Genomic DNA, 11,293 nt, shown 5'->3' with positions numbered 1-11,293 from the left:
CTGGAAAACCTACCTCCTTTTCCTCGCCCCCATGGTCCTCTCCAATTTCCTCCAATCCATGTCGGGCACCATCAACAGCATCTACATCGGTCAAATGCTCGGCACCCAAGCCCTGGCTGCCGTGTCCGGCATGTTCCCCATCGTCTTCTTCTTCATCGCCCTGGTCATCGGCCTCGGCGCGGGTGCTGGCGTGCTCATCGGTCAAGCGTGGGGGGCGCGTGAGCCGCATCTGGTGAAAACCATCGCCGGCACAACTTTGCTATTAGGCGCAATGATCGGCCTGACAGCGGCAGTACTCGGCAGCGTGTTCGCAAGGCCTGCCCTGGAAGGTTTGGGCACGCCGGCTGATGTTATCGACGATGCGGTGTCCTACTCCCAGGTAATGATGTGGATCATGCCGTCGCTTCTGGTCTATGTGTTGTTCACTCAATTGCTGCGTGGGGTGAGCGATACGATGTCGCCGCTGATTGCGTTGGTGGTGTCGACGTGTATCGGGTTGGCGCTGACGCCGGCGTTGATTCGGGGTTGGTTTGGGTTGCCGATGATGGGGATTCAGAGTGCGGCGTATGCGGGGTTGGCGGGTAATTTGTCGGCGATGGGGTGGCTGGCGTGGCGGTTGATTCGCAAGGGGCATCCGTTGGCGCCGGATCGGGAGATGTTTGCGGCGATGCGCCTGGACCTGGTGATTCTCGGCAAGGTGTTGCGCATCGGGTTGCCGACCGGGTTGCAGATGGTGGTGTTGTCGGTGTCGGAGTTGGTGATTCTGGCGTTGGTGAATCAGCACGGTTCGCAGGCGACGGCGGCGTATGGCGCGGTGACGCAGATCGTCAATTACGTGCAGTTTCCGGCGTTGTCGATTGCGATTACGGCGTCGATTCTCGGGGCTCAGGCGATTGGGGCAGGGCGGCTTGAACGCATGGGGCCGATTCTGCGCACGGGGCTGTTGATCAATGTGTGCCTGACCGGTGGTTTGGTGGTGTTGGGTTATCTGTTGTCGCACTGGTTGATGGGGTTGTTCCTCACGGATGATTCCACCCGGGCGAAGGCGGAGCATTTGTTGCACATCATGCTGTGGAGCCTGTTGGTGTTCGGCTTCCAGGCGATTGTCGGCGGCATCATGCGCGCCAGCGGCTCGGTGCTGGTGCCGATGGCGATTTCGATTTTTTGTGTGGTCGGGGTGCAGTTGCCGGTGGCGTATGTGCTGGACGGGCACTTCGGGTTGCAAGGGGTGTGGATGGCGTTTCCGGTGGCGTATCTGGGGATGCTGGTGTTGCAGACGGCGTATTACAAGATGGTCTGGCAGCATCAGAAGATCGAGCGGTTGGTCTAGGGGCACGGCGCCCTTTGAGGACGCCCCCGCTAGACCACTGCGCCAAACAAGTGCCCCACCAGCGCCGTAATCCCCATGGCCAGAGCCCCCCAGAATGTCACCCGCCAGGCGCCGGTCAAAACCTTGGCCCCGCCTGCCTTGGCGGCAATGGCGCCCAATGTCCCAAGAAACACCAATGACATGACCGATATCCAGGGCCCGACGCTGTGCTGCGGCGCGAAAAAAGTCACGGCCAGAGGCAACGCGGCCCCCACCACGAAACTGGCGGCGGAGGCCAGGGCGGCCTGCAAGGGTTTGGCGGTGAGGGTGGCGCTGATGCCCAGCTCGTCCCGGGCGTGAGAGCCCAATGCGTCATGGGCCATCAATTGATCGGCCACTTGATGCGCCAGTTCGGGTGATACGCCGCGATGCATGTAGATGTTGGCGAGTTCGATGTGTTCGGCTTTCGGGTCGCTCGCCAGTTCTGCCCGTTCGCGGGACAGATCGGCGCGCTCGGTATCGGCCTGGGAGTGCACGGAAATGTACTCGCCAGCGGCCATGGACATGGCGCCGGCCATCAGCCCCGCCATACCGGTGACCAGCAACGTGGCGTGGCTGGCGTTGGCGGCCGCGACGCCGATCAGCAGACTGGCGGTGGAGACGATCCCGTCGTTGGCGCCCAGGACAGCGGCGCGGAGCCAGCCGATACGATCGCTTCGGTGTGCCTCGGTGTGCCTGTGCATGAATTTCATTGTTTAACGGGACTCCCTGTCATTGGGCGGTTCAAGTAGGGCGGGTTCCAAGCGGTCCGGCAATCGGCGTCAGCGGGTTTCAATCTGCGCCTGCAACTGGCCGCCGACAATGGATATTTCTTTGAATTGTTCACCCTCGCGCAGCACGAACAACGCGTCCATCCCGCGCTCCTGAGCCAGGCGCGGGCCCTCGGTTTCGCCCAGGACCATCAGCGCCGTGGCCCAGGCATCGGCGAGCATGCACGAGGCCGCCACCACGGTGACGGCGGCAAGCGGGTTGCACAGCGGCGCGCCGGTCGCCGGGTTCATGGTATGAGCATAGGACTGACCGGCCACGTCCACCCAATGTCGATAGTCCCCGGAGGTCGCGATAGCGGCATCGCCAAGTTCCATCACGCCCATGACTTCCCGCACGCCCCGGTTGGGCTTTTCCAGGGCCACGACCCAGCACTGGCCGTCAGGTTTGACGCCCCGGGCGCGCATCTCGCCATCGATGCCGACCAAGTAGCGGGTGATGCCCAAACCCTCCAGGCAACGCGCCAGTTCATCCACGCCAAAACCTTTGGCGATGCCACTCAAATCAAGGTTCAGCGGCACGCGCTTGCGCACCTGATTGCGTTGCGGGTCAACCACTAACGCGGCGCTGGCTAACAGCCGGGCGTGGGACGCAATCGTGCCAATCGCCTGCTCTGTGACCGTCTGCTCCCCGGGGCCGAACCCCCAGGCGTTAACCAGATCACCGACAGCGATGTCGAAGGCGCCGCCGGACTGCTGACTGACACGCAACGCAGCAGACAGCACCGTGGCCAGTTCCTTGGGCACGGCCACCCATTCCTGCTCGGGGGCGGCGTTGAGGCGGTTGAGGTCCGAGTCGGGTTTCCAGGTGGACATTTGCTGATCCACCCGGGCCACGGCGTGTGCCAGGCGATGGCCAACGTCGTCGGTATCGATCCCGGCCCCGGCATAAAACAGGGCGGTGTAGCGGGTGCCCATGGTTTCGCCGTTCAGGCTATAGCGCTGCAACTCAGTAGACGTCTTCACGGTAGCGTCCTTGTGCCTTGAGGGTCAGCACACTCAGATTGAGAGGTGCCAACACTTCATCGAGGGCCTGCATCACGCCTTTGGCCATTTCGCGGCTGCCGCACACCAGCACCTGGGCACCTTTTTCAATCAGTCGGCGCAAGGCCAGGGCATCGCCGATCAACCGGTCTTGTACGTAGCTGCGGTCCTGAACCTGAGAGAAGGCGGCGCGCAGTGCCGTGAGGCGTCGGTCCGACAGGTATTGGTTGAGCTCCGGTTCATAGAGGAAGTCCGAGTCAGGGTTGCGCCCGCCCCAATACAGGTGCATCGGGTGTCGGGCCTTGTTGTTGCGGATAAAACCGGCCAGGGGACCGATGCCGGTACCGGCGCCGATCAAGATCACCGGGTGCGTGCCCGATGCCGGCCGAAATTGCGGGTTGGGCTGGATAAAGGCTTCGATCTGCGCGCCGATGTCCAGGCCATGAAGGAATTCCGAGCACATGCCGCCGTTGTGTTTACGCACACAGATCTCCAGCACGCCATCCTGCGAACCGCTGGCCAGCGAGTAGAAGCGAGGGATCGGGCTGCCCGGAGGCAGAATCCCGACCAGGTCGCCGGCCAGAAACTCCGGCAGCTCGCCGCAGGCTTTGAAGCGCAGTACGTGGGTCGGCGCATTCACCTGTTCGCCATAGGCAATCCGCTCTGTCAGCTGCAATGGATGCGTATGCGGCTGCTGCGGGGTGTGAACCAGCGTCAGGTCCTGCCCCAACACTTCGCCCAACGCGTGGCCCCAGCGCGCAAACTCCTGAGAGGATTGGCGGTTGACGGTTTCCAGCTCCAGCAATGACGAGCCACCGGCCTGCAACATCGCGTCCTGCACCTGATGGGCGTACTGACAGAACTGCGCAAACTGGCGGTCGCCAAAGCCCAGCACGGCAAAGGGCAGGCCAGGCTTGAGGCCGGTTTTGCCCAGCCGGGCCAGGAACTGCGAAGCCGAGGCCGGCGCATCGCCGTCACCATGGGTCGCGGTGAGGATGAACACCCGTTGGGCATTGCGGTAATCGCCAACCCATTCATTCATCGCCGCGCTATGCACCTGATGGCCGCTTTGGTGCAAGGCTTCATGCAAGGTGTTGGCAAAGCCCCAGGTGCTGTTGTTTTCACTGCCCACCAGAATCACGCTGTCGGCGCAGTGGGCAGGGCTGTTGTGGCGGATGTTCGGGCCAGCCTTGCGGCGGCGCCACCACAACAGGATGCCGGTCACGCTCATCAATGGCACGCAGAGGGCGCAGAGCCCCAGCGGCAGACCCAGCCACCAGAGGCCTTCGCCGGTGTGCAACTGATAGATCAATTCGTAGAGGTTGTGCATCGAGTCATGGGCTTGATAGGACAGCAAAGCGCCGCTGGCCTGATCCACGTAGCCGTCGCCCTGGGCCGTGCGCAGGGAAAACACATCGTGCGGGTTGCCAGGGCTTGGGTAGACCAGCTCGCGCAGGTCGTTCAGGTCGGTGGCCTGCAAGGCTTGCAGCTTCGCCACCGGCAAGGCCGGGCCGGCGCTGACGTGGGCGGGGAAGGCGGGCTCACTCTGACTGCCGTCGGCGATAAAACCAAAGGTGGTGGCGGACATGTAGAGCCCGCTCAATGCCGACAGCAGCAGCCCGAGCAAGGCCAGTCGCCCGACTTCAGCATGCCAGCGCTGGCTGAAGGTGCCCCGCAGTGGCCGCAGCAGGTTGCGCCAGCCACCCAGGCGCCGGGCCAGCAATAGCGCACCGGACACCGACAACATCAGCATGAACAGCGCGCCGACACTCGACACACCATGGCCCGGCGTACCAAGGAACATCGAGCGGTGCAGGTCTTTCACCCAACGTGAGAACGCGGAGGGCTCGTAAGGGGCGAGGCCTTGGCCGGTCAGTGGGTCGACCTTTTGCGCCCCGGCCTGGCCGTTCTGGTTGTAGTAGACGATCACCGTGCCGGACGCTGTGCGCTGGATCTGCTCCACGCCGGGAAAGTGGCTGGCAACGCGCCCGGCCAGTTGGCCGACGTTGAGTTGTCCGGCAGGAGTGGACGTGCTGTGCAGGCGTTCCAGCGCCGGGTCGACAGACAGGATCGCGCCGCTGATGGCCAACAACATGACCAACAGGGCGGCGATCAGGCCAGGTAGGGAATGGAACTGGCGAAGCATGTTCAGCCTCCAGTAATGGCGGGTGCTACAGATCGTAAGTAAAGGAGTCGACGTAGGTACTGCCGGTCGCTGGCTTGCCTGCACCCTTGGACGTCAGGGGTACGCTGACATCGGCGCGGGCGTCACGTTTGTCCTCGACGGCGCTGTCGATGCGGATCTGATACCCCGCATCAATCAGGGTGTCTGCCAGTTCGACGCTGACTTTGAGCGTGCGCCCACTGCCGACACTGGCGCCGCTGACCCCGTCAAACTCGCTTGGGTTCATTCCGCTGCCACGGGCCCAGTCGCCCAGGTGCTTGTAATATTTGGCCTTCTTGCCGGCCACCCAGAGGGTTTTCTGGTATTGGCCATTGGCGTCGGTGACGTAGATCGCCAGGTAGGCATCATTGCCGCCGTAGTCCTTGAGCTGTGTGGTCAAGGTCACTTCACGGGCCTGGGCCAGCCCCGGCAGGGCAATGGCGCCGACGAGGCAAGTTGCTGCGATGATCTTTTTCATGGCGGTGTCCTTTTGATCGTTAGGTCGAGAGCCTGGACCTGCTTGCTGACAGCAACCTGAAACGCAGGAAAAACTCATCGACAGGTGAGGTGTCATTCGCTGAGCGGGCTGCCGAGGTAGTCCCTGGCATCGCCGTCGTCCCGGAAATGGATCTCGAGTGTGTGCAGGCGCAGCGATGCCGGTGAATAGCTGGCTTCGATGGCATTACCCTTGCGGTCCAAGCCCTTGAGCTCGTAACAACCGTCGTCGACCTTGATCCGCTGCACGCTCCAGCCGTATTGCCGCTCAACCTGCTGGCGCAAGGTTTCGCGCGGTTGCCAGTCGCTCACCGGGTCGCTGCAGTCGTCATCGGCCAGGGCGTAACCGCTGAGCAGCAGGCTCAACAGCGCGGCGTTGGCAATAAAACCTGATTTCATGATCTGTCTCCTGCCGAGGTCGGCGTCTGTGGCATACCCTAAGGTGCATTCCTGACAACCAGCTGAATCTTCAGATTCACGTCAGGTAAGGCGTTTAAGGTGCTGCACGACAACCATCACAGGAGGTGCCAGATGCGGGTTTTATTGGTCGAGGACGCACCCGGGTTGGGGGAGGCGGTGCGCGAGCAGATCGCCGATGACGGCCACGCAGTCGATTGGGTGCAGCGCCTGGACCATGCGCGCAACAGCGTGCGCACCACGCCTTACGACCTGATCCTGCTGGACCTGATGCTCCCGGACGGTCGTGGGCTGGATTTTTTGCGTCAGCAACGCTCGGCAGGGGATGTGACCCCGGTGATTATCCTGACTGCCCAGGATCAGATTTCCGATCGTATCGCTGGCCTCAACGCGGGCGCCGACGACTACCTGGTCAAGCCGTTCGACCTGTTTGAGCTCTCGGCTCGTGTGGCGGCGGTGGCCCGGCGTTATAGCGGCAACCCCAATCCGCAGATCAAGCTCGGTGATTTGCAGGTCGACATGAGTGCCCGTACGGTTCAGCGGGCCGGTGCGACGGTGGACCTCACGGCGCGGGAATGGGCGCTGTTCGAGGCGTTTGTGCAGCGCCCCAGCGCGCTGCTGTCCAAGTCGCAGCTGGAAGAACGGCTGTATGCCTTCGGCGCCGAAATCGAGAGCAATACCATCGAGGTCTATATCAGCCGTCTGCGTAAAAAACTCGGGCGCGACCTGATTGAAACCGTGCGGGGCATGGGCTATCGGTTGATGTCCGCATGAAGCCGTCGTCAAGCCTGCAAAAGCGTCTCGGCCTGGGATTGACGTTGGGCACGACCTTACTGTGGCTGGCGGCGACCGTCGGCGCCTGGCTGGTGGTGCAACATGAATTGAACGAGGCGTTCGACAGTGCGCTGGAAGAGACTGCGCAGCGCATCTTGCCCTTGGCTGTGCTGGAAATCAGCAACCGGGAAAACCCCCGTGAAGCGCAGCATGTCGCCACCCTGAAAATGCACAATGAATACCTGACGTATCTGGTGCGCGATGCCAAGGGCGAGATCCTGATGCAGTCCCACGACGCCAACCCGAAGATCTTCAACAAACAACCGGTCGAAGGCTTTTCAACCACTAAAAAATATCGTCTGTATGGCGCCAGTGCGCTGCGTGAGACGGTGTTCATCGAAATCGCCGAACCTCTGAAACATCGCCGTGAAGCCGCGCGGGAAGCGTTGCTTGCCTTGTTGTTGCCATTATTGGCGCTGATTCCCATCAGCCTGTTTGGCACCTGGATGTTTGTGCGCATCAGCTTGCGCAGTGTATTGGCCTATCGTCGTGCCGTGGAGGCGCGCGGCGTGGGTGATCTGTCGCCGATCAACATGGCGCGATTGCCGGCTGAAATCGGCCCGTTGGCCGAGGCGGTCAATCATCTGCTGGAGCGCTTGCGCAAGGCTTTGGAGGCCGAGCGCAGCTTTACGGCCAACAGCGCCCATGAACTGCGCACGCCACTGGCCGCGACCCTGGCGCAGATCCAGCGTTTGCGTCACGAAGCGCCTGAAGGCCCGTTGCGGTTACGCGCGGCTAAAATCGAAACCTCGTTGCGCGAACTGGCGCGGCTCTCGGAAAAACTCATGCAGCTGGCCAAGGCCGAGGGAGGAGGGCTGTTGTCCGAAACGCCCCAGGACCTCATTCCGTTGTTGGCCCATGTGGTCGATGAGTGGAACCACAACAGTGGGCACCGGATCGAGTTGCACCTGCCAACCCAGACGAGCGTGTACTCGACGATTGATCCGGACGCCTTCGCCATCCTGTTGCGCAACCTGATCGAGAACGCGCTCAAGTATGGCGCCGCGGATCAACCGGTCGAAGTCAGTCTTACCGACCAGGCGCTGCTGCGTGTGGTCAATGGTGGCCCGCCGGTGCCCGAGCCGGTGTTGCAGCGGCTCACCGAGCGCTTTGTGCGGGGCAACAGTGAAACCAGCGGTTCAGGGTTGGGGTTGGCGATTGCCAAAACCATTGTGCAGGGCGTCAACGCGAAAATACGGCTGGTATCGCCGGCGACAGGTCGAACGGATGGATTCGAAGTCTGCGTCGGGTTTGCGCTCGCGTCGACGGTCGAAGGCTGAGGGCGGTGCCGGACAGTGACATTAACGTGCAGAAATTTATGACACTCCCCAATCAGCCAGTTCTTCCGGCGCCACCACCCAGACGCTGCAGGGCATTTTGTACAGCAGGTGTTCCACCGTGCTGCCAATCAGCCGCTCCAGGCCGTTATGGCCGACGCGCCCCATGACGATCACGTCGACGTTATAGGCATCGGCGTAACTGGCCAGAACCTTGGCCGGGTTGCCCATGACCATGTGGCGTCGCTCCGGTGGGATGCCGTTGCGCTCGGCCAAGTCATTGAAGACCTCGCCCTGTGCATCGAACAGGGTCTTGGCGTTGCTCGAGGAAAAGAACGCGGAAGCGTTGTCGAAGCCGAATTCATCGGCGCCGATTGACGACAGGTCATAGGCGTAGAGGACGTCGACTTGTGCGTTGCACGCCGTCGCCAGTTTCACCGCTTCATGCAGGATTCGGTCATTAAGGCCTTTGTATTGACCGTCGCGATGGAAGGGGTCGACTGCCGCGACAATCCTGCGCGGCAAGGCATGCTGTACATGGCTGACAAAATGCAGCGGTACCTGGCATTCGCGCAGCAAGTGGATGTCCAGGGGCGTAAACATCATCCGCGACAGCCGCGACGAGGGTTCCAGCGCTTTGATCAGCACGGCCATCGGCTGCTCTTTGAGGTGGATCAGGATTTCCTGCAAGGGGCGTTCAACCCAGACCACTTCCGTGGTGACGGTCACGCCGATTTTGCGCAACGGGCGAGCCTGTTCTTCCAGCCACTGACGATGGCGCTCGACATACCCCAGGCGCATCTGCTCCAGGGCCTGTTCATTGACCATGCCGGCGGTCGCCAGGCCTTCCAGGTAATCGAAGGCCACGATGTGCAGCGCTGCATCTTCAGCCTTGGCCAGCGCGGCGGCGCGGTCGAAAGCAGGGCTGTTTTCCATCAGGGGCGAAGCGACCAGCATGAAACGTGATTGCTCGGACATGACACCTCTCCTTTAAATCAAACGCTGGCCGAATGGCCTTGGATGTGGGTACTTGATGCCGATGCTGCCGCTGGCCGGGATTTGCGGTTTGATCTGCATCAAACCGGCGTGTGACGGCGCGGGCTGCCCGACGTGTGGTGACCCGGTTTGGCTGGCGCTGACGTTGGAGGCGCGTTAGTGGGCACCCCGCGATGAACCGTTGGCCGGAACATTACGGGGTGTTTTTTACAGGGACAGACGATGGATGACCTGACAGCTGTCATCGGGATCGTTGTGTGTCTCGAAACCCAGGGCTTTGGCCAGGTCGCGCATCGGCACGTTGCTGGAGGCATCCACCGAATACATCTGGCGAAAACCGTTCTTGCGGGCGGCCTTGATCAGATGCTCCATCAGTAACGTGCCCAGCCCCAGGTGCTTCCATTCATCGGCGACCGTTACGGCGCATTCACATTCGTGTTCGCCGGTGGCGGCGTAGCGGCTGACGCCGATCTCGATCAGTTGGCCGTTTTCATGAACCAGCGCGATGTAGGCCAGGCGCTGTTTGTTGTCGGTGTCCATCAACTGGTTGAGCATGGCGGCGCCGGGTTCGTTGATCTGCGCGAGAAAGCGCATATGCCGGGACTGGGGGGACAAGCGCTTGATAAAGGCGTATTCACGTTCGCGGTCTTTTTCCGCCAGCGGCCGGATCAATACATGGCGGCCATCCTTGAGCGCTTCAATCCAGTATTGTCCGGTCACTGCCGCGTAGGCAGCCGCCGCCCGATCATTGTGGTCTTTGACAGTGAGCATCGGTGATCCTCCATCCGGTTTGAAAGGCTGGCGCGCGGTATTCAACCACGCGGTTCATTCCTTTTTACCCCGCCAGCGGCGCTTGAATCTGATCTGGATCAGAAAGTCGCGATACCAGGCACTCATTGGCTCATGTTTGATGTAAATCAACCCGGGGCAAGGGGCAACGGGAGCAGTCTTGGATTTGCCGGCGCTTGAGGGCCGGTGTCGAGCCGAGGTGTGTGATGGGTCAATATCAACGTTTGTTGCTGATCGCCGATCAAACCCTGCACCAGTCTCCAGCCTTGCTCCGTGCTGTCGCGCTGGCCAAGGCGAGCGGGGCTGCGCTGGACGTGCGGGCCTTTGTCGAACCGGTGCCGATCGTGCATTTGTGGGAAGAGAAAACCGACGACGCAGGCTATCAACGCTATTTGCGCCGCTATCGCCGCTGGGTGGCCGACGAGATCGAGCAGCTCAGCGGTCAGGGGCTGGAGGTGACGGTCGAAGTGGTCTTCACGACCCATCCACTGCCCGACATCTTGAAAACTGTCGAAGAGCTCAAGCCGGACCTGTTGATCAAGGATGCCACGTTGGAACCGGTACTCAGGCGAGTGTTCATCACCCCGCTCGATTGCCACTTGCTGCGCGAATGCCCGGTCCCCGTGCACCTGGTCAATCAGACCCGTTACAGCTTGCCGCACCGGGTTGTCGCCGCGGTGGACCCGCTCGACCCCTCGACCCAGATCAGTGGCCTGAACGACACCATCATCCAGACCGCCAACGCATTGGCGCTGCAATGCGATGCGCCGCTGCACCTGCTTTATGCCTATGACTTGTCGCCGGCTTTCAATGGTGATGCACCGTTGATCAGCGGTGGCTGGGGGGCGGATTTCGTTGAGGAGCTGCGCCAATCCTTGCACCTGGCGTTTGTCACCCTGGCGGATCGATACGGTGTGCCGCCGGAGCGACGGCATTTCGTCATGGGCCTGCCGGTGCCGGTGATCAGTGAGTTTGTCGAGCAATACCTGGCCGATGTGGTGGTGATGGGCACCGTGCATCGGGTGGGTGTCGACCGGTTGATCGGCAGCAACACCGAGCGGGCGTTGTACTCGGTGCCGGGCAGCATTCTGGCGGTCAGGTCGAACGTCAAGGGGTGAGCGCGATCACGCCGTTTCGACGGGTGTCTATGCTTTATACAGGTGTTTGATGTAGATCAATGGCAGGGAAATGCTGGAGGAGG

The 11,293-nt window shown here is 61.6% G+C and carries 12 protein-coding genes; 5 read left to right on the top strand and 7 right to left on the bottom strand.

What is annotated here, in order from left to right; genetic code table 11:
* Nucleotides 1-1,330 (top strand): MATE family efflux transporter (locus AC3WP4_RS01985; RefSeq protein WP_218244356.1); only part of this gene is annotated, 1,330 nt, incomplete at its 5' end.
* Nucleotides 1,331-1,359: 29 nt separating this feature from the next.
* Here AC3WP4_RS01985 and AC3WP4_RS01980 read toward each other — a convergent pair.
* The 5 genes from AC3WP4_RS01980 to AC3WP4_RS01960 form a co-directional block, all read right to left on the bottom strand.
* A complete protein-coding gene (locus AC3WP4_RS01980) occupies nt 1,360-2,061 on the bottom strand; it encodes a VIT1/CCC1 transporter family protein (protein WP_074877979.1) in 702 nt (233 codons plus the stop codon).
* 69 nt (nt 2,062-2,130) lie between these two features.
* Entirely contained in the window at nt 2,131-3,102 is a 972-nt protein-coding gene (locus tag AC3WP4_RS01975; RefSeq protein ID WP_256581208.1) for an FAD:protein FMN transferase, read from the bottom strand.
* Nucleotides 3,086-5,266, bottom strand: a complete 2,181-nt coding sequence (locus tag AC3WP4_RS01970; protein WP_102614175.1) for a PepSY domain-containing protein — start codon at nt 5,264-5,266, stop codon at nt 3,086-3,088. Before AC3WP4_RS01970 ends, AC3WP4_RS01975 begins: the two co-directional genes overlap by 17 nt.
* A gap of 25 nt (nt 5,267-5,291) precedes the next feature.
* Nucleotides 5,292-5,762, bottom strand: coding sequence for a DUF2271 domain-containing protein (locus AC3WP4_RS01965; protein WP_102614176.1), 471 nt, complete (start codon nt 5,760-5,762; stop codon nt 5,292-5,294).
* A gap of 92 nt (nt 5,763-5,854) precedes the next feature.
* Nucleotides 5,855-6,178, bottom strand: coding sequence for a PepSY domain-containing protein (locus AC3WP4_RS01960; protein ID WP_102614177.1), 324 nt, complete (start codon nt 6,176-6,178; stop codon nt 5,855-5,857).
* 132 nt (nt 6,179-6,310) lie between these two features.
* On the opposite strand from AC3WP4_RS01960, the gene AC3WP4_RS01955 reads away from it, so the two are divergent.
* On the top strand, nt 6,311-6,970 hold the full coding sequence (locus AC3WP4_RS01955; protein WP_046815239.1) for a response regulator transcription factor: 660 nt from the start codon (nt 6,311-6,313) through the stop codon (nt 6,968-6,970).
* Nucleotides 6,967-8,310 (top strand): HAMP domain-containing sensor histidine kinase, encoded by a 1,344-nt coding sequence (locus AC3WP4_RS01950; RefSeq protein ID WP_102614178.1) that lies wholly within the window; start codon nt 6,967-6,969, stop codon nt 8,308-8,310. The genes AC3WP4_RS01955 and AC3WP4_RS01950 overlap by 4 nt, the downstream gene beginning before the upstream one ends.
* A gap of 36 nt (nt 8,311-8,346) precedes the next feature.
* On the opposite strand, the gene AC3WP4_RS01945 is transcribed toward AC3WP4_RS01950, so the two are convergent.
* Nucleotides 8,347-9,285: a universal stress protein gene (locus AC3WP4_RS01945; protein ID WP_102614179.1), complete on the bottom strand. Its 939-nt coding sequence runs from the start codon at nt 9,283-9,285 to the stop codon at nt 8,347-8,349.
* Between the two features lie 55 nt (nt 9,286-9,340).
* Between AC3WP4_RS01945 and AC3WP4_RS01940 the strand changes: the two genes are divergently transcribed.
* Nucleotides 9,341-9,463 (top strand): hypothetical protein, encoded by a 123-nt coding sequence (locus tag AC3WP4_RS01940; protein WP_256581207.1) that lies wholly within the window; start codon nt 9,341-9,343, stop codon nt 9,461-9,463.
* Between the two features lie 47 nt (nt 9,464-9,510).
* Here AC3WP4_RS01940 and AC3WP4_RS01935 read toward each other — a convergent pair whose 3' ends face one another.
* A complete protein-coding gene (locus AC3WP4_RS01935) occupies nt 9,511-10,074 on the bottom strand; it encodes a GNAT family N-acetyltransferase (RefSeq protein ID WP_102614180.1) in 564 nt (187 codons plus the stop codon).
* 224 nt (nt 10,075-10,298) lie between these two features.
* On the opposite strand from AC3WP4_RS01935, the gene AC3WP4_RS01930 reads away from it, so the two are divergent.
* Nucleotides 10,299-11,210, top strand: coding sequence for a universal stress protein (locus AC3WP4_RS01930; RefSeq protein WP_102614181.1), 912 nt, complete (start codon nt 10,299-10,301; stop codon nt 11,208-11,210).
* Nucleotides 11,211-11,293 lie beyond the last annotated feature (83 nt).

This window comes from Pseudomonas sp. FW305-20 (assembly GCF_058788075.1).
This window is presented reverse-complemented; position numbering and strand designations above follow the sequence as displayed.